15 protein-coding genes and 1 riboswitch are annotated in these 18,630 nt (G+C 67.9%); of the genes, 9 read left to right on the forward strand and 6 right to left on the reverse strand.

The features are described 5' to 3' along the window. Nucleotides 1-133: 133 nt before the first annotated feature. On the reverse strand, nucleotides 134-3,697 hold the full coding sequence (locus ACZ0AE_RS14835) for a hybrid sensor histidine kinase/response regulator (RefSeq protein ID WP_463601473.1): 3,564 nt from the start codon (nucleotides 3,695-3,697) through the stop codon (nucleotides 134-136). A gap of 175 nt (nucleotides 3,698-3,872) precedes the next feature. On the opposite strand from ACZ0AE_RS14835, the gene ACZ0AE_RS14840 reads away from it, so the two are divergent. From ACZ0AE_RS14840 to ACZ0AE_RS14850, 3 genes are read left to right on the forward strand one after another with little or no spacing between them, the layout of a single operon-like run. Beyond that, nucleotides 3,873-4,559, forward strand: coding sequence for a YceI family protein (locus tag ACZ0AE_RS14840; RefSeq protein ID WP_038686882.1), 687 nt, complete (start codon nucleotides 3,873-3,875; stop codon nucleotides 4,557-4,559). Beyond that, the gene (locus tag ACZ0AE_RS14845) at nucleotides 4,556-5,128 is read left to right on the forward strand and encodes a cytochrome b (protein WP_354286505.1); all 573 of its coding nucleotides are present in this window, start codon (nucleotides 4,556-4,558) and stop codon (nucleotides 5,126-5,128) included. Before ACZ0AE_RS14840 ends, ACZ0AE_RS14845 begins: the two co-directional genes overlap by 4 nt. Before the next feature lie 2 nt (nucleotides 5,129-5,130). Continuing rightward, the gene (locus ACZ0AE_RS14850; protein ID WP_038686878.1) at nucleotides 5,131-5,697 is read left to right on the forward strand and encodes a YceI family protein; all 567 of its coding nucleotides are present in this window, start codon (nucleotides 5,131-5,133) and stop codon (nucleotides 5,695-5,697) included. A gap of 90 nt (nucleotides 5,698-5,787) precedes the next feature. On the opposite strand, the gene ACZ0AE_RS14855 is transcribed toward ACZ0AE_RS14850, so the two are convergent. After that, a complete protein-coding gene (locus ACZ0AE_RS14855; RefSeq protein ID WP_137191676.1) occupies nucleotides 5,788-6,006 on the reverse strand; it encodes a glutaredoxin family protein in 219 nt (72 codons plus the stop codon). A 97-nt stretch (nucleotides 6,007-6,103) separates the two neighbouring features. Between ACZ0AE_RS14855 and ACZ0AE_RS14860 the strand changes: the two genes are divergently transcribed. Continuing rightward, nucleotides 6,104-7,486, forward strand: a complete 1,383-nt coding sequence (locus ACZ0AE_RS14860; RefSeq protein WP_038686874.1) for an L-serine ammonia-lyase — start codon at nucleotides 6,104-6,106, stop codon at nucleotides 7,484-7,486. 221 nt (nucleotides 7,487-7,707) lie between these two features. Further along, nucleotides 7,708-8,709, forward strand: coding sequence for an alpha/beta fold hydrolase (locus tag ACZ0AE_RS14865; protein WP_463601474.1), 1,002 nt, complete (start codon nucleotides 7,708-7,710; stop codon nucleotides 8,707-8,709). A gap of 131 nt (nucleotides 8,710-8,840) precedes the next feature. Here the strand turns inward: ACZ0AE_RS14865 and ACZ0AE_RS14870 are convergent, their stop codons facing one another. Genes ACZ0AE_RS14870 through metX form a run of 3 tightly spaced genes read right to left on the reverse strand, consistent with a single transcriptional unit; the run spans nucleotide 8,841 to nucleotide 12,177 of the window. Then, a complete protein-coding gene (locus tag ACZ0AE_RS14870; protein WP_448134204.1) occupies nucleotides 8,841-9,908 on the reverse strand; it encodes a homoserine dehydrogenase family protein in 1,068 nt (355 codons plus the stop codon). Beyond that, nucleotides 9,905-11,149, reverse strand: coding sequence for an O-succinylhomoserine (thiol)-lyase (locus ACZ0AE_RS14875; RefSeq protein ID WP_463601475.1), 1,245 nt, complete (start codon nucleotides 11,147-11,149; stop codon nucleotides 9,905-9,907). The genes ACZ0AE_RS14870 and ACZ0AE_RS14875 overlap by 4 nt, the downstream gene beginning before the upstream one ends. After that, on the reverse strand, nucleotides 11,146-12,177 hold the full coding sequence (gene metX, locus ACZ0AE_RS14880) for a homoserine O-succinyltransferase MetX (protein WP_448134205.1): 1,032 nt from the start codon (nucleotides 12,175-12,177) through the stop codon (nucleotides 11,146-11,148). The genes ACZ0AE_RS14875 and metX overlap by 4 nt, the downstream gene beginning before the upstream one ends. 78 nt (nucleotides 12,178-12,255) lie before the next feature. Next, nucleotides 12,256-12,376: riboswitch (SAM riboswitch) on the reverse strand. Nucleotides 12,377-12,533: 157 nt separating this feature from the next. Here metX and ACZ0AE_RS14885 point away from each other — a divergent pair. From ACZ0AE_RS14885 to trhA, 3 genes are all read left to right on the forward strand, one after another. Further along, nucleotides 12,534-13,427: a M23 family metallopeptidase gene (locus ACZ0AE_RS14885; protein ID WP_463601476.1), complete on the forward strand. Its 894-nt coding sequence runs from the start codon at nucleotides 12,534-12,536 to the stop codon at nucleotides 13,425-13,427. Between the two features lie 76 nt (nucleotides 13,428-13,503). After that, nucleotides 13,504-15,108 carry a peptide chain release factor 3 gene (locus tag ACZ0AE_RS14890; protein WP_038686843.1) on the forward strand — a complete coding sequence of 535 codons (1,605 nt, stop codon included), beginning with the start codon at nucleotides 13,504-13,506 and terminating at the stop codon, nucleotides 15,106-15,108. Between the two features lie 84 nt (nucleotides 15,109-15,192). After that, nucleotides 15,193-15,834, forward strand: a complete 642-nt coding sequence (gene trhA / locus ACZ0AE_RS14895; RefSeq protein ID WP_038686842.1) for a PAQR family membrane homeostasis protein TrhA — start codon at nucleotides 15,193-15,195, stop codon at nucleotides 15,832-15,834. Here the strand turns inward: trhA and ACZ0AE_RS14900 are convergent. After that, complete coding sequence (locus ACZ0AE_RS14900) at nucleotides 15,815-15,961, reverse strand: hypothetical protein (RefSeq protein ID WP_463601477.1); 147 nt, start codon at nucleotides 15,959-15,961, stop codon at nucleotides 15,815-15,817. The genes trhA and ACZ0AE_RS14900 overlap by 20 nt on opposite strands. A 634-nt stretch (nucleotides 15,962-16,595) precedes the next feature. On the opposite strand from ACZ0AE_RS14900, the gene ACZ0AE_RS14905 reads away from it, so the two are divergent. Further along, entirely contained in the window at nucleotides 16,596-18,581 is a 1,986-nt protein-coding gene (locus tag ACZ0AE_RS14905) for an AsmA family protein (protein WP_081797151.1), read from the forward strand. Nucleotides 18,582-18,630 lie beyond the last annotated feature (49 nt).

Genomic DNA, 18,630 nt, shown 5'->3' on the forward strand with positions numbered 1-18,630 from the left:
AAGTCATCGCGGGAACGATAGAGCGGCGACAGCAGGAACACAGCCCCCGCCTCGGCGCGGGATCACATTCTGGAGAATTCCAGATTGGATCGAATGCCGACTATCGACTGATGCGATGAATCACGAGCGGCGTTCAACTCTCCCGCTGACGCAATGCACGCGCCTGGGCAATGGCATCGATGAGTAGGTCACCGGTCACCGGCTTGCGCAGGAAGCCGTCGAAACCGCCCTCCAGCACCTGCTGTTCGGCGTAGGCATCGGACCGTGCCGTGACGGCGATCAGCGGCAACTCATAGCCCATGGCTCGGAGCTGGCCAGCGATGGCGATACCGTCCAGCGCCGGCAGGTCCAGATCAAGCAGCCCCGCATCGAAGCGGCCCGCAGCCACTTCCGACAACGCGGCCAATCCGTGCAGCACGTGCACCACCTCGTGGCCACGCGCCTGCAGCAGGCCGGCAATCACATCGGCCACGGTCGGGTCGTCTTCCACCAGCAGCAGTCGCAAGGGCGGCAACTGGATCCGCGCGGCGTCCGACGCGTGGCTGGCGACGTTGCCCTGCTGCTGCGTCCACGGCAGCGGCAGCTGCACGCTGAACCGTGCGCCATGGCCAAGCCGGCTGTCGATGTCGATACGCCCGCCCATCGCCACCGCCAGTTCCTGGCAGATCGCCAGGCCCAGCCCGCTTCCGCCATAGCGCGATGCGGTACGCGGGCCATCGGCCTGTTCGAAGCGATGGAACAGGCGCTGCTGCTGATCGGTGTTGATGCCGGGCCCGGTGTCGGCGACCTCGAAAATGATGCCCATGCCGCCATCGATCAGCTCGGCGCCCAGGCTTACGTGCCCGCGCTCGGTGAATTTGATCGCATTGCCCAGCAGGTTCATCAGGATCTGCCGCACGCGCATTTCGTCGCCACTGACCAGGATCGGGCCGGGCAGATTGAAACTGCGCTCGAACGCCAGGCCACGGTGATGCGCCATCGGCTCCATCAGCGCCTGCACCTGGGCCAGCATCGACATCAGGTCGAACGGACGGATGTCCAGTTCCAGGCGACCGGCTTCGATACGGGCCAGGTCCAGCGCATCGTTGACCAGCCGCAGCAGGTGCGTGCCGGCATGCTGGATCGAGGCCGCATAGCCACGCTGCAGTTCATCCAGCGGCGTGGCCAGCAGCAGTTCGCTCATGCCCAGCACGCCGGTCATCGGCGTGCGCACTTCGTGGCCCAGCGTGGCCAGGAACTGGCTCTTGGCCTGCGATGCCTGCTCCGCGATCTGCTGCTTGTGCACGGTCAGCTGCCATTGCTGGCGACGGCGCAGGCGCACGCGTGCCACGTACACCACCACGGCCACCAGCAGCAGCCACAGCAGCAGATAGCCCAGAATCGCCCAGCTGCTGCGCCACCAGGGCGGCAGCACTTCCACGCTCAGCGTACGCGAGGGCGTCCACTGCCCCTGCGGCGTGGCCGCCTGCACGTCGATGGCATAGTGGCCGGAGGGCAGGCGCGACAGCAGGCGTTCGCCATCGGCTGCCTGCATCACCCAGTTCTGGTCGTAGCCGGACACGCGGTAGCGATAGCGGTTGCCCTGCGGATTGGCGAAGGACAACAGCCGTGCGGTGATGATCAGGTCGCGGTCCTGCGGCCCCAGCACGATCGGCGCATCCGGTGGCAGCGACTGCTGGCCTTCGGCGTCGTCGCGGCGTACCTGCACGTTGTCGATCACCAGCTGCGAGGGCGGCAGCGGCACATCGGCGGCATCCGGGTCGAAGCCGACCAGCCCCGTCGCGGTCACTGCCAGCATCCGCCCGTTGGCCGCACGCACCGGCGGCCGGCCACTGAATTCCACGTCGGGCAGCCCGTCGCGCTCACCGTAGACGCGCAACCGGCGCTGCGCGCCATCCCAGCGCACCAGCCCGCGCGGCGTGGTGGCCCAGACCTGGCCCTGACGGCCGGTGACCACCCCGCCCATCGATACCGCCGGCAAACCCTGCGCAGCACCCACGCGCTCGCGCAGGGTCATGCTCAGGCCGTCCCAGCTGTACCGCTCCAGCGCGCCGTTGCGCGCCAGCCAGACGTCGCCGGGACTGGTCCAGGTGATGTCGTAGATGCTGCCCCGTGAAATGCCCGGGACCTGCTCGAAGCGGTCCTCGTTCCAGCGCAGCAGGCCCATGTCGCCCATGATCCAGAGCTGCCCGCGCGGGTCGAACAGCATCTGCTCGACCGGGTTCTCGGTCAGCCCGCGGCCTTCTTCAATGCGGATGGTGTCCAGCAGGTTGCCCTGCGCATCGCGCCGCTGGATGCCCAGGCTCATGACCGACAGCCACAGCTCACCGTTGGGTGCCTGGCGGATCAGATCGATGCGCTGACGTACATCCGAACCGCCGCCGATCTTCCATTCGCGCAACTGGCCGGTACGTGGCTGGTACAGGCCCAGCCGCCCGCCCCGACCGATCCACAGCGCGCCATCGGCGCGCGGCAGCACCGACCAGATGGCGCCCACGCCCACCTGCGTATCGTCGGCGATCTGGCGCAGCGTGCCCTGCACGTCCAGCTGGTAGATGCCGTGCGCACCGCCGATGTAGAAATCATTGCCGGCCGCGGCGGCGCTCAGCAGGTAGACACTGTCCAGCGGCTTCCCATCCAGCTGGTACCAGGTGGAAAAGCGCTTCCACCCCGGCGGCAGGTAGGCCAACCCCTGGGTCAGCATGGCCACCCACAGTCCGCCTTCGTGGTCCTGCAACATGTCCAGCACGCCACTGCGCGCGGTCAGGAAACCGCTACCGGCGTCGCCGGCCAGCAGGTGCACGCCGGCCGCGTCGCCGCGGTACAGGCCATCGGCCGTTCCCAGCCAATAGCCGCCGTTGCGGTCATGGATGACGGTGGCCGCACGCACATCGGCGCTGAGCGTCCACGGCGCCTTGCGCACGCTGCCATCGGCATCAATGCGGAACAGACCGCCTTCGGTGCCGGCCCACACGGTGCCATCGGGTTCGCGGGTCAGGCGGAACACGCTCTTGCCGCCCAGCAATGCCGGTGCGATGCGATGGAAGCGCTGTCCGTCCCAGCGGGCCACGCCACTACCGGTGCCCACCCACACATGCCCCTTCGGGTCGGCCAGCATCGTGTAAATGGTGTCATCGGGCAGGCTGGTGGGATCGTTGGGATCGGCGTGGTACTGCACCAGGCTGCCGTCTTCGCCCCGCCGGCAGATGCCGTGCCGGTTGGTGCCGATCCACAGCGACTTGGCCGCATAGGCCAGCGACCAGAACTGGCCATCGCAGCGGGCATTGAGGTCGGTGAAATGCTGGAACGCCGCACGCCCGGGGGCCAACATGCTCAGGCCGACGCCGTTCACCCCCACCCACACGCGGTCCATGGGGTCCACCAGCAGGGTTTCCACCTCGTTGCCGGGAATCGAGCCGGGGTCGGCCGGGTCGTGCCGCCAGACCCGCAGGCCCACGCCATCCACGCGTGCCAGGCCGTCGTCGGTGGCTGCCCATATGTAGCCCTGGCGATCCTGTGCCAGCGCCAACACCATGCGCGACGGCATGCCGTCGGCAGCGCCGAGGCGACGCATGCGCGGCGTTTCTGCCGATGATCCAGCCGTTGTTTCTGCGGCCCATGCCGCCGCCGGCACCAGGCACAGTGCCAGTACCAGCAGCACGATGCCCGCGCAGCAGCCACGCGTTCCCATCGCCATCCAGATCTCCCTGTAGCCGCTGATTGTCCCACAGCCCCTGCGCCCGCGCGCGGGCGTCAACTGCCGCCGGGCCGCCCGAACCGGAAAGTTGCACCACGATCTGTTGCAGCCATGACACTGCTGCCGATAACGGTGCAGTGCGTATGATCGGCCCTGACCTTCCCGGAGCCCGGCCATGATCCAGCGCCTGACCCTTGCCCTGCTGCTGTGCACTGCCCCCTGGGCAGCGCATGCCGCGCCCGATACCTACCGCCTGGATCCGGTCCACACCCGCGTGCTGTTCGCGGTGGAACACGCCGGCTTCTCCCACGCGCTGGGCACGGTGTCCGGCAGCGAAGGGGTGCTGGTGTTCGATCCGCAGGACTGGCGAACCGCCACCCTCAGCGTGAGCGTTCCGATCCAGCGGCTGGACCTGGGCGATGAAAAATGGAACACGGCTACCCTGGCACGCAACCTGCTGGATGCCGAGCGCTTCCCGCAGGCCCGGTTCGTCTCCACCCGGGTCGAGCCCATCGACGACACCCACGCCAACGTAACCGGCCAGCTGACCCTGCACGGCGTCACCGCCGAGGTCACCCTGGCGGTCACCCTCAACGCCCTCAAGCGTCACCCGCTGCCCCCGTTCCGCCGTACCGCCGGTTTCTCCGCCACCGCCACGCTCAGCCGCAGCGCGTTCGGCGTATCTGGCTGGCCGTCGATGATCGGCGACGCGGTGGACCTGCGGATCGAAGCGGAAGCCGTTCGCGACAGAAACGCCGCCGATCCGGCCGATACGCCGCCGGTCGATGCCACGGGAACTCCCGTGCCGCGCGACGACTCCCAGGTTCCATCCCCACCGCCGGTCGAGGAGACCACGCCATGACTGCCAAGAACACCGCGACCCGCTGGGGCGGCGTCAGCCAGACCCTGCACTGGGTGATCGCCCTGCTGATCCTGGCCATGGGCATCCTGGGCCTGACCATGGGCGAGTTCCCCAAGACGCCCAAGTACTTCTGGATCTACACGCTGCACAAGTCGGTGGGCATCACCGTGCTGGCGCTGGTGGTGGCCCGGCTGGGCTGGCGCCTGTACGCCGGCGCCCCGGCCCCGGTGCCCGGCACGCCGACCTGGCAGGAACGCATCGCCTCGGCCACGCATTGGCTGCTGTACGTGCTGATGTTCGCCCTTCCGCTGTCGGGTTGGCTGTACGACTCGGCCAGCGGGCTGCGCCCGTTCCGCTGGTTCGGGCTGGTCAACGTGCCCAAGCTCAGCGGTCCGGATGAACGCACCACGCAGCTGTCCCATGCCATCCACGAATGGGGCTTCTGGCTGCTCATCGCGGTGGTGCTGGCCCACGCCGGCGCCGCGCTTTACCACCATTTTTACCAACGCGATGCCACCCTTGCGCGCATGCTGCCGCAGCGCTGGCTTGCCTCCCCCCAGAAGGACTGACCATGAACATCAAGCTCTCCACTCCCGCGGCCGTGGCCGCTGCCCTGGCCGGGCTGATGGCCACCGCGCCGGTGCTGGCCGCCGATTACGTGCAGGCGCCGGGTTCGGTGCTGGTGTTTGCCACCAAGTACGACGGTGAAGTGTTCACCGGCAGCTTCCCCGGTTTCGACACCAAGCTCAGCTTCGACCCGGCCAAGCTGGACGGATCGAAGCTGGAAGTGACCATCCCGCTGGCCGGCGCCAAGAGCGGCAACAACGACCGCGATTCCACGCTGCAGGGCGCGGACTTCTTCAACGTCGGCAAGTTCGCCCAGGCCAAGTACAGCGCCAGCAAGTTCCGCGCCCTGGGCAACAACCAGTACGCCGCCGACGGCACCCTGGAACTGCGCGGCGTCAGCAAGCCGGTCACCCTCACCTTCACCTGGACCCCGGGCGCGCAGCCGGTGCTGAGCGGCAAGGCCACGGTCAAGCGCCTGGACTTCGGCGTGGGCGGCGGCGACTGGGCCGACACCAAGACCATCCCGAACGAAACCGCGATCAGCACCAAGGTCGTGCTGAAGGCAAAGTAACCCGCCCAGGTGCCGGCCGGCTCGCCCAAACCGGGTAGAGCCGACCGTTGGTCGGCTGCCGTCGTCCGCGCAGCCGACCAACGGTCGGCTCTACCGGATCCAGGCTTCCACCGCCGCCACATCAAACGGCCAGTCCAGTTCCCGCCCCTGCGCATCGCGCAGCACCGGCACGCGCAGGCCGTAACGGGCCTCCAAGGCTGCATCGTCGTCAACGAACACACTGTCCAGCCCAGGCACCCGGGCCTGGGCCAGGACCGCCAGGGCCTGGTCGCACAGATGGCAGTCATCACGCTGGAACAAGGTAAACACCGGCCCACCCGCCTTCGGAAATGTTGCGCCGCACTCAAGGCTGGCGCCTGCGACAGCATAGAATAGTGCTCCATCCGATACCCGCAGTTTGGCAATCATGGCTGTCAGCACGTTCGACGTTTTCAAGATCGGCATTGGCCCGAGCTCCTCGCACACCGTGGGACCGATGAAGGCCGCCGAACGCTTCGTGCACCGCTGGTTGCTGGACCCGGGCCGCCTGCAGGACGTGGTGCGCATCCGCGCCGACGTGTACGGCTCGCTGGCCCTGACCGGGCGCGGGCACGGCACCGACAAGGCGGTCCTGCTCGGGCTGGAAGGCCAGCGCCCCAACCTGATCGACCCGGACATCATCCCCGAGACCCTCGAACGCATCCGCAGCAGCAAGCGGATCCAGCTGATGGGCACCCACGAGATCGCCTTCGACGAGAAGCGCGACCTGGGCCTGAACAAGCGCCAGAAGCTGCCGTACCACACCAACGGCATGCGCTTTACCGCCTATGACGCCGACGAGCAGGTCATCGCCACGCGCGATTACTACTCGGTCGGGGGCGGCTTCGTGGTCAACCAGGACGATGCCGCCGACGACCGCATCGTACCCGATGAAACCCCGCTGCCCTACCCGTTCAAGAGCGGCGACGAACTGCTGGCGCAGACCGCGCGCAGCGGGCTGAGCATTGCCCAGATGATGTTCGAGAACGAGAAGTGCTGGCGCAGCGAAGACGAGATCCGCGAGCAGCTGCGCGAGATCTGGGGCGCGATGCAGGCCTGCGTGGCCCGTGGCATCCGCCAGGAAGGCACCCTGCCCGGCGGCCTGCACGTGTCCCGTCGCGCCCCGGCGCTGTACCGCGAGCTGTCGTCCAAGCCCGAAGCGGGCATGCGCGACCCGCTGACCACCCTGGACTGGGTGAATCTGTACGCGCTGGCGGTCAATGAAGAAAACGCCGCCGGTGGCCGCGTAGTCACCGCGCCGACCAACGGTGCGGCCGGCGTGCTGCCGGCGGTGCTGCATTACTTCGACCGTTTCTGCCCCGGCGCCAACGAACAACGCATCTTCGACTTCCTGCTGACCTCGGCGGCCATCGGTATCCTGTACAAGGAAAACGCCTCGATCTCCGGCGCCGAAGTGGGCTGCCAGGGCGAGGTGGGCGTGGCCTGCTCGATGGCGGCCGGCGGCCTGGTCGCCGCGCTCGGCGGCAACCCCAGCCAGATCGAGAACGCCGCCGAAATCGGCATGGAGCACAACCTCGGCCTGACCTGCGACCCGATCGGCGGGCTGGTGCAGATTCCCTGCATCGAGCGCAACGCGATGGGCGCGGTGAAGGCGATCAACGCCAGCCGCATGGCCATGCGCGGCGACGGCAAGCACAAGGTCTCGCTGGACAAGGTGATCAAGACCATGCGCGACACCGGCCGCGACATGCAGGACAAGTACAAGGAAACCAGCCGCGGCGGGCTGGCGGTCAACGTCATCGAGTGCTGATCGACCGCCCCCGGCGGTAGAGCCGACCGTTGGTCGGCTGCTCCCTGATTCCGCCCAAGGCAGCCGACCAACGGTCGGCTCTACGCGGGCATGCCATCGCTGCCGCTGCACATTTGCTCCGAGGTAGAGCCGACCGTTGGTCGGCTGCTCGCATGCGCATGATCGGCCCGCCTGCACGGCCGCTCCGGTACAGTCGGCACTCCCCTGTTCCGGAGACCGCCATGCGCATCCTGGCTGCCGCCCTGCTTGCCTGCCTGCCGCTGACCACGCTTGCCGCCGACACCTACGGCCCCCGCCTGGAGGGCTTCGACTACCCGTGGCCGGTCAAGACCTTCGACCTGGAATCACAGCGGCAGCCGCTGCAGATGGCCTATCTGGATGTCCCCCCGTCCGGCACGGCCGTGGCGGGCACGGTGGTGCTGCTGCACGGCAAGAACTTCTGCGCGGCCACCTGGAAAGACACCATCACCGCGCTCAGCGCGGCCGGCTACCGGGTGATCGCGCCGGACCAGATCGGGTTCTGCAAATCCAGCAAGCCCGAGCGCTACCAGTACTCGTTCGGCCAACTGGCTGCCAACACGCATGCGCTGCTCGCCCACCTCGGCCTGGATGCGGCCCAGGTCGACCTGGTCGGCCATTCGATGGGCGGCATGCTGGCCGCGCGCTATGCGCTGATGTACCCGCAGCAGCTGCGCCGGCTGGCGCTGGTCAACCCGATCGGACTGGAAGACTGGAAAGCCAAGGGCGTGCCCTGGCGCAGCGTGGATGCATGGTATGCGGGCGAACTGAAGACCAGCTTCGAGAGCATCAAGAAGTACCAGCTGGACGTGTACTACAACGGCGACTGGACGCCGGCGTACGCGCAGTGGGCGCGCATGCAGTCAGGCATGTACGACGGCCCCGGAAAACAGGCGGTTGCCTGGAGCCAGGCACTGACCTCGGACATGGTGTTCAACCAGCCGGTGGTCTACGAGCTGCCGGACATCCGCGTCCCCACCACGCTTTTCATCGGGCAGAAAGACCGCACCGCGATCGGCCGCGACCTGGCGCCGCCCGCCCTCAAGGCCACCCTCGGCGACTATCCCGCATTGGGCAAAGCCGCAGCAGCCGCCATCCCCGGTGCCACCTTGGTGACCTTCGACGACCTGGGCCATTCGCCGCAGGTGCAGGCGCCCGCACGGTTCAACGCCGCGCTGCTGAAGGCGCTGTCCACCGCCCCCTGACCACCGGCGTAGAGATGCATAAGCAACAACATGCCAGGTCCGCCGCTGCGCCCGCACCGGTAGAGCCGACCGTTGGTCGGCTGCCGCTCGCGCGAGGCATGACATCAAGGGCAACCCACCAACGGTAGGCGTTACCGCCGCACGATCGCCAGTACGTCATCCAGCAACGCCGCCGCAGTGACGTCCGCGCCTGCACCCGGCCCCTGGATCAGCAGCGGCTGGGTGGGATAGCGATCGCTGTGGATGGCCACGCGGTTGTCGGTCTGGCCGCCACCGGCCAGCGGATGGCCCAGCGGCAGGATGCGCAGGCCCACCGTTGCACCGTCATGGTCGAAGCCGCCCACGAACCGCAGGCAGCCGCCCTGCTCCTGCGCCTGCTGCCAGAACGCCTGCAGCGGTGCATCCAGCAACGACAACTGTGCCAACGCGGTGTCAGTCGGCAGCGCGGCGAGCGCGGCCGGTACCAGCGAGGTCACCGCCACCTGCTCACCGCGCAGTGCGATGCCACTGGCCCGCGCCAGGATCAGCAGCTTGCGGCGCACGTCCTCACCGGACAGGTCCACGCGTGGATCCGGCTCGGTATACCCGGCGCTGGCCGCCTCGCGCACCCATTCTGAAAATGCGCGCTGGCCGTCGTAGTGATGGAACAGCCAGGCCAACGAACCGGACAGCACGCCTTCCACGCGGTGGATGCGGTCGCCGCCGGCCACCAGCGCGCGCAGGCTGCTGAGCAGGGGCAGCCCGGCACCGACCGTGGCGCTATCGCCGTACTGCGCACCGCCGCCCAGCCGCCCTTCGGTGATCGCCTGCGCCCGCGCCAGCTGCGCACCCTGGCCCAGCTTGTTGGCGGTCACCACGTGCACGCCACGCGCCAGCCATTGTTCGTGCCAGTTGGCCACGTCGTCGCTGGCCGTGGCATCCACTACCACGTCGCCACGTTGCAGGCCTTCCGCTTCCGCCCACGGTTGCAGCGCCGGCGCGCCGCGCACGGCCAGGTTGGCCTGCTGCAGTTCGTGGTCGGGTGCCTGCGCGCAGGCACGGGCGGTACGCGAATTGGCCAGCCACGAGAACGCCGGCAAGGCCACGCCGCGCGCCTGCAGTGACTGGTAGCGCTGCACGAACGCAGTGCCCACGGTGCCGGTACCCAGCAGCGCCAGGCGGCGTGCGGGCGCGGCCACCAGGGACAGAACCGCGCTCATGCATCCACCTGTTTGCGCACCACGGCCTGCGCGTGCAGGTCGATCACCGCCTGCGCGCGCTCCAGCCCGGCCTGCAGGTCGGCCACCAGGTCTTCCGGCGACTCGATGCCCACCGACAGGCGCAGCAGGCCCTCGCTGATGCCGGCATGCGCGCGCGCTTCGGGCGTCATGGCCGCGTGGGTCATGGTGGCCGGGTGCGCCACCAGGCTTTCGACACCGCCCAGCGATTCGGCCAGGGTGAAACAGCGCAGGCCATCCACGAACGCGCGCACCGCCGCATGCGGATCATCACCCGGGCAGGAGGCCAGTTCGAAGGACAGCATCGCGCCGAAGCCGTCCTGCTGCCGGGCGGCAATGGCATGGCCGGGGTGGTCGGCCAGACCCGGGTAGTAAACCTTGGCCACCGCATCGCTGGCGGCCAGCAGGTTGACCACCTCGGTGGTGTTTTCCTGGTGCGCGCGCAGGCGTGCACCCAGCGTGCGCAGGCCACGCAGGGTCAGGAACGCGTCGAACGGGGAGCCGGTCAGGCCCAGCGCGTTGGCCCACCACACCAGCTGCTCGTGCAGGGCCGGATCGCGCGCGATCACCGCGCCGCCGACCACGTCGCTGTGGCCGTTGATGTACTTGGTGGTGGAATGCAGCACCAGATCCGCGCCGAAGGCGATCGGCCGCTGCAGCGCCGGCGACAGGAACGTGTTGTCCACCACCACCTTGGCCCCGGCCTTGTGCGCGGCATCGATGACGAAGCGCAGGTCGGTGATGCGCAGCAGCGGGTTGGACGGGGTTTCCACCAGCACCAGCGTGGGCGACTGTGCCAGCGCATCGGCCAGCGAGCGCGGGTCGGTGAGGTCGGCGGTGATCAGGCCGAAGTGGCCCTTCTTCGCCAGTGCGTTGAACAGGCGCCAGCTGCCGCCGTAGGCATCGTGCGGCACCACCAGCGTGTCACCGGGCTGCAGCAGCGCGTTGAGTACCAGGTTGATCGCGCCCATGCCGGTGGAGGTGATCACGCCGCCCGCGCCGCCTTCCAGCTCGGCCAATGCTTCGCCCAGCAGGTCGCGGGTCGGGTTGCCACTGCGGGTGTAGTCGTACTGGCGCTTGTTGCCGAAGCCATCAAAGCTGAAATTGGAGGACAGCACGATCGGCGGGGTCACCGCGCCGTGGGCGGTGTCGCGGTCGATGCCGGCGCGCACGGCGGCGGTGACACGGCTACAGGACGGCTCGGTACCGGTGGACAGGCTCATGCGGTTTCTCCCAGGGAACGGATGGCGTTGGCGAGGATCGCGTCGATGCGATCGGTTTCTTTGAGGAAGGCGTCGTGCCCGTAGGGCGAGCGCAGCACGCGCAGGCTGCCGCGCGGACCCAGCCCTTCGACCAGGCCGACGCAGTCGGCCAGCGGCACCAGGCGGTCGCCTTCCACGGCCACCACGACGGTCGGCACCAGGATGGCGGCCGGGTCGACGCGATGCAGGTCGATCGATTCGGACAAGCGCAGGTAGGCATCCACCGGAGTGCGCGCGGCGTACTGCGCGCCGGCGGCATCCAGGTAGTCTTCGGCGGCGACGCGCACGCGACCATTGACCACTTCCGGCGGCGCATCGAAGCGCTCGCCGAATTCTTCAGGCGTGCGGTAGCTGAGCATCGCGAACTGGCGGGCCAGTGCCAGCCCGTGGCTTTCAGCGCACTGCAGTTGGCCCAGCGCTACGGCACGGCGCTGCAGCGCGCGCCACGCGGCGGCGTAAGGATGCGGGCGATGCGCGCCACTCACCGCCACCAGCTTGAGCAGGCGCTGGCGGTGGCGGATGGCAAACTGCTGTCCCACCAGCGCGCCGTAGGAGTAGCCAACGAAGCACTGCAGCTGGGGGATGCCAAGATGATCGAGCAGCAGCGCCAGCGCGTCGGCCTGGTCGGCGGTGTCGATCGGCAGGTCGAGCGCGCCATCGGCACCGATGAAATCGAACGCCAGGATGCGCTGCACCGCAGGATCCAGCGCGCGGCCGGCCGCGACCAGTCCTTCGGCCCAGCCCTTCTCGGGGAACTCGGCATTGGCGGCCACGTGGCGATGCGCGGAAATGCCCCCGGCCAGCACCACCACCGGCGCATCGCCACGCCCGACCAGTTCATAGCGCAGCCGGACCGGGCGCGGGCCGTTGTGACGCATCGACAGCACCGCGGCGAATTCGCCGCGCACGGCGTGCAATCCGGCGTCGAGCGGGACGCTGACGGGGGCGAAAGTGTCGGTGGCAACAGCGGCGGCAGTGGCGAAACCCATGGCGGTATCCAAAGTAGGAAAACGGCCATCGAGCTTTCGCGGAGCTCGCGTTCGAAGCGCACGCACGGTGCACGGTTCGAACCATCTTTCGGAAGACGCCAACGGTCTCCGCAGGATTTGGCACCTACGCAGGTCGCTTTCGCGTCTGCGGGCTGCCCCGGCTTCAAAGGGCCTGTCCCTCTGCCGGTCTCGATGGTGGAGCCACGATGCCAGCCCTTTCCGGGCATGTCAATCCTTTCATCGGGATGAAGCGATATAGTTTTTTCTCATCAGGCGCCCAGGCCCGCCCGCAGCGGCACCTTTCCTGAATGAACCGTGTTGCGTACAGTCGCGCCCATCGTCATTGGATGCCTGCCATGCGCCGTACCCTGCTGCTGACCGTGCTGCTTGTTCCCCTGGCCCTGCAGGCGGCCACCGTGCCCGGCGGCGCGGGCTGGCGCGCGGGCTGGGGCCTGGTCGGAACGCCCCCGGCCAACGCCCCCACGGCGCCGGTCAGCGCGGGCATTGCCACGGTCCGGCTGGAGGGCGCCGGCAGCCGCTGGCAGGCCCGGGTGGACAACCACCTGCTGGGGCCGGTGCAGGTGGCACTGCGCCAGCCGGCCGGGGCCACCGCCCTGCCGGGACTGCCGATGCAGACCGTGCTGGCGGGTTCGGCCAGCGTGGTGGTCAGCCGGCTGCAGCTGCCCGGCGACGTGCCGCGCCTGGACCTGTTGCTGGACGCCGTACCGGGCGACCCGGCTGCCAGCCCCCAGGACGTGCCATACGCGCTGCCCTTCGACGCCAAGCGTTTCCAGGTCAGCCAGGCCCCGCAGGGCCGCTTCAGCCATACCGATGCCGAGAACCGCGATGCCATCGACTTCGCCCTCCCCGAGGGCACCCCGGTGCTGGCCGCGCGGGCCGGCCGGGTGATGCAGGTGCAGGGCAACTTCGTTGACCACGGCCTGGATCCGCAGCGCGATCGCGACCGGGCCAACTTCATCCGGATCCTGCACGAGGACGGCAGCATGGCGGTCTACGCCCACCTGCAGGCCAATGGCGTGCTGGTGCGCAGCGGCCAGCGGGTGGAAGCCGGCCAGCGCATCGGGGTGTCGGGCAACACCGGCTACAGCACCGCCCCGCACCTTCACTTCGTGGTCCAGGCCAACAGCGGCATGCAACTGCGCTCGGTGCCGGTGCGTATCGTGACCCCGCAGGGCGAGCTGCACTTCGCCCGCGAGGCCGCCGCCGGCGGCGACGCCGGGCAACCCTGACCCCGGCCGCCCCCTACCCCCGCTATACTGGGCGGCTTATCTCCATGAAAAGCGCCCCGGGCGGGCGCGTCACGCCATGTCCGAAGTCGCTACCGAAGCTGCGCGCCGCCGTACCTTCGCCATCATTTCCCATCCTGACGCCGGCAAGACCACGCTGACCGAAAAGCTGCTGCTGTTCGGCGGTGCGATCCAGATGGCCGGCTCGGTGAAGGGCCGCAAGGCCGCCCGCCACGCCACGTCCGACTGGATGGCGCTGGAAAAGGAGCGCGGGATCTCGGTCACCTCCTCGGTGATGCAGTTCCCGTATGAAGGCAAGATCGTCAACCTGCTCGACACCCCCGGCCACGCCGACTTCGGCGAGGACACCTACCGCGTGCTCACCGCGGTGGACTCGGCGCTGATGGTGATCGACGTGGCCAAGGGCGTCGAAGAGCGCACCATCAAGCTGATGGAAGTGTGCCGCCTGCGTGACACGCCGATCATGACCTTCATCAACAAGCTGGACCGCGAAGGCAAAGAGCCGATCGATCTGCTGGATGAAGTGGAGAGCGTGCTGGGCATCCAGTGCGCGCCGGTGACCTGGCCGATCGGCATGGGCCAGCGCCTGAAGGGCGTGGTCCACCTGATCAGCGGCGAAGTGCACCTGTACGAGCAGGGCCGCAACTTCACCCGCCAGGATTCGACCATCTTCCCGTCGATCGATTCGCCGGGCCTGGCCGAGAAGATCGGCGAGCGCATGCTGGCCGACCTGCGCGACGAACTGGAACTGGTGCAGGGCGCCAGCCATCCGTTCGACCTGGAGGCTTACCTGGCCGGAAAGCAGACCCCGGTATTCTTCGGCTCGGGCGTGAACAACTTCGGCGTGCAGCCGCTGCTGGACTTCTTCGTCGAGCACGCGCCGTCGCCGCAGCCGCGCGCCACCACCGGCCGGGTGATCGCCCCGCAGGAAAACAAGCTGACCGGTTTCGTGTTCAAGATCCAGGCCAACATGGACCCGCAGCACCGCGACCGCGTGGCCTTCATGCGGGTGTGTTCGGGGCGTTTCGTGGCCGGCATGAAGACCTTCCACGTGCGCACCGGCAAGGAGATGAAGTTGGCCAACGCGCTGACCTTCATGGCCAGCGACCGCGAGATCGCCGCCGAGGCATGGCCGGGCGATGTGATCGGCATCCACAACCACGGCACGATCTCCATCGGTGACACCTTCACCGAAGGCGAGGCGGTGAGCTTCACGGGCATCCCGAACTTCGCCCCGGAACTGTTCCGCCGCGCACGCCTGCGCGATCCGCTGAAGCTCAAGCAGCTACAGAAGGGCCTGGCGCAGCTGTCCGAAGAGGGCGCCACCCAGTTCTTCCGACCGCTGATGAGCAACGACCTGATCCTGGGCGCGGTGGGTGTGCTGCAGTTCGACGTGGCGGCCTACCGCCTGAAGGACGAGTACGGCGTGGAAGCCACCTTCGAGCCGGTCAGCGTGACCACGGCGCGCTGGGTGACCTGCAGCAATGAAAAGAAGCTGGAGGAGTTCCGCGAGAAGAACGCGGGCAACCTGAGCATCGATGCCGCCGGCCAGCTGGTTTACCTGGCACCGACGCGGGTCAATCTGCAGTTGGCGCAGGAACGCGCACCGGACGTGCGGTTCGCGGCCACGCGCGAGGCGGCGCACAGCATTTCGGTGTCCTGAGACAGCGGCTGAACAGGCACGCGTGCATGCGCGTGCCAACGCGGCGATGATAGGGGGGAGCGGGTCCCCCTCCCCGCACCGTCGATGGCCATGACTACAGTTGCTTCTGTTCGTGAAGAAATCGCCAGCGCCTTGACCCACGGGCTGGGCGCGGTTGCCGCGCTCGCCGCCAGTGCGGTGCTGATCACCCTTGCCGCCATCCATGGCGACGGCTGGCAGTTGGCCAGCGCGATCGTGTTCGGGGTGGCACTGTTACTGCTGTACACGGCATCGACGCTGTACCACGCGATCCAGCACCCGGTGGCGAAGGGGCGGCTGAAGGTCTTCGATCATTGTGCGATCTATGTGTTGATCGCCGGTACGTATACGCCGTTCACGCTGATCGGTCTGCGCGGGGGGCCGTGGGGCTGGGGGATGTTCACAGCGATCTGGGCGCTGGCGCTGGCCGGGGTGATCTTCAAGCTGTTCTTTACGGGCCGCTTCAAGCTGCTGTCGACGATCATCTACATCGCGATGGGCTGGATGGTGATGGTGGCGATCAAGCCGATGTGGGCGTCGATCGACGGCTGGACGTTGGGCTGGCTGCTGGCCGGCGGGCTGTCCTATACGTTGGGCACGTACTTCTACCACCGCGAGTCGATCCGCTATTCGCACGCGATCTGGCATCTGTTCGTGATCGGCGGCAGCGTCTGCCATTTCGTCGCGGTTACTGCGCAGATTCTTTGAGGTTGTTGGTTTTTTTCGGCAACTTTTTAACGGCCAGGTCAACGTCAAGGTCAACTTCAGCTTCAACTGCTGGAGCCGGTTGGCCGGTGCTGTCGGTCGGGTCGGGGCGGGTGGGTTGGCGGGACACGCCGTGAATCCATCCCTGGAGGCTCGTGGGCGCCATCCATGGCGCCCAACGGTCCCGCCAACCCACCCGCCCCGACCCCTGACAGTTTTTCGGGCCTCTTGGTGAAAGCGGTGGAGCGGAGCTGAGCTATTGCCGCTTTTGTGGGAGGGGTAAGGGCATGCCGACCGGAGGTCGGCACTGAGCGAGTGCAGGAGCGACGGCAAGGCAACAGCCAGCGCCTCTCCTCCCCCTCCTCCCCCACACACGTTCCCCAATACCCCAAACGCCCAAATCCCCGCCCGAGAATCGACGGCCCACACACCTCGGCATCCATCAAGATCAGCCACCCATGGGGTGGCTCTACTCCTGGCACACCGGGGTCTGTCGGGGGGTGGCGCGGGTGGGTTTACGGGACCGTTGGGCGCCATGGATGGCGCTCACGAGCTTACATGGACGTACTTGTAGCGTGTCCCGTAAACCCACCCGCGCCGCGCCAACCAGCAAAACCCTCAGCCAAAGGCCGTTGAAGTTGCAGTTGCAGTTGCTGTGGCTGTTGCTCTTGCTGTTGCTGTTGCTCCAAAGCTTCTAAAAAAAACCGCACCCTGACACCATCCTTACCAATGCTTCGCACCCCCTGCACGATGAACAGGGAAGGATGGAGCATGTGAACACTGTCGACTCCCCTGCCCCATCCCCCGTGTCGCGCCGTTGGCGCTGGCGTCGTCCCGGCAAACGTGGACAGCGCTGGCTGGCCATCCTCGTCTTCCTCTTCGCCGCCATCCTCCTGCTCATCGCGCTGTGGGACTGGAACTGGTTCAAAGGCCCCGTCGAACGCGCCGTCCAGGCCAAGACCGGGCGCGAGTTCCATATCAACGGCGACCTCGACGTCGACCTTGGCCGCACCACCACCATTCGCGCCGACCGCCTCACCTTCGCCAACGCCACCTGGGCGAAGACCCCGCAGATGGCCAGCGCCGACCGCGCGGAAATCGCCATCCGCGTCTGGCCCCTGCTGCGCGGCCAGGTTCATATCCCCGAAGTCCGCCTCACCCGCCCGGACCTGCTGCTCGAAACCGGGCCCGGCAAGGACACGCCCGGCAACTGGGATTTCCTGGGGCCCTCCACCGGCAACCCGCCGCAGTTGCAGCGCCTGCTCATCGATGATGGCCGCCTGAAGTTCCTCGATGCCGCCGGGCGCACCGACGTGCTGGTGGCCCTCAACAGCGGCAAACCGCGCAGCGCAGACAGCGCCCCGCCCCTGCTGGTCAGTGGCAAGGGCCGCTGGAAAGGCAACCCGTTCTCCCTGGACGGCAGCACCGAATCGCCACTGGAACTGACCAACAGCGACCACCCGTTCCGCATCCACCTGGACGGGCGCGCCGGTGGCACCCATGCCATCGCCAGCGGCACCCTGACCAACCCCTTCGCGCTGCGCACCTTCGATCTTGAACTGATGCTCAGTGGCCAGGACATGGAGGACCTGTTCCCGCTGATCGGCGTGGCCATGCCCTCCACGCCGCCGTACCGTTTGAAGGGCCGGCTCAAGCGCAACAACGACATCTGGCGCTACGAGAATTTCACCGGGACCGCCGGCGACAGCGACCTGGGCGGCACCGCGCAGATCGACGTCGGTGGCGAACGCCCGTTCCTGAAGGCCGACCTGGTCTCCAAGCGCCTGGACTTCGATGATCTGGCCGGCTTCATCGGGGCGCCCCCGAAGACCGGCGCCGGCGAGACCGCCAACGCCGAACAGAAGGCCAAGGCCGCCGCGCTCGCCGCACGCGCCAAGGTGCTGCCGGACACTCCGTACAACCTCACCAAGCTGCGCGCCATGGACGCCGACGTGCGCTGGAAGGCGCAGCGGATCAATTCGCCGGTGCTGCCGCTGGACGACATGGACGCGCACCTCAAGCTGGAGGCCGGCCTGCTGCGCCTGGAGCCGCTGAATTTCGGCGTGGCCGGCGGCGACATCCGCAGCACCATCCGCATGGATGCCCGCAAGGACACCATCGCCACACAGTTGCAGGCCAGCCTGCGCAAGATCCAGCTCGGCAAGCTGATGCCTGATTCCAAACTGGCCGAGCAGGCCTCCGGCGGCATCAGCGGCGACCTCACCTTGGCCGGCACGGGCAACTCGGTTGCGGCCATGCTGGGCAGTTCGGACGGCAACGTCGCCCTCGGGATCGGCCGCGGGCATGTCGGTAACCTGGTGATGGAGTTGGCGGGGCTGGACGTGGCCGAGTCGCTGAAATTCCTGTTCACCGGCGACAAACAGATTCCGCTGCGCTGCGCCTTCGGTGACTTCGGCGTGGCCAACGGGGTGATGACTTCGCGCGCGCTTGCCTTCGATACCACCGACACGCTGATCGTCGGCGAGGGCACCGTGGACCTCAAGCAGGAGCAGCTGGACCTGCTGCTGCGACCGCGCCCGAAGGACATCAGCATCCTCGCCCTGCGCTCGCCGCTGCGCATCGGCGGCAGCTTCAAGGACCCGTCGTTCCGCCCGGACTTCAAGGCACTCGGCATCCGCGGTGCGATCGCCCTGACCCTGGGCAGCATCGCCCCGCCCGCCGCGCTGCTGGCCACCATCGAAACCGGTCCGGGCAAGGATTCGAACTGCGGCGGTCGTTACGCGAAGTGAGTGCGCCGCGTCAGCGTACCGACCAACGGTCGGTACCTACCGGGAGCGG

The sequence above is a fragment of the Stenotrophomonas sp. AC248 genome (genome assembly GCF_979258185.1).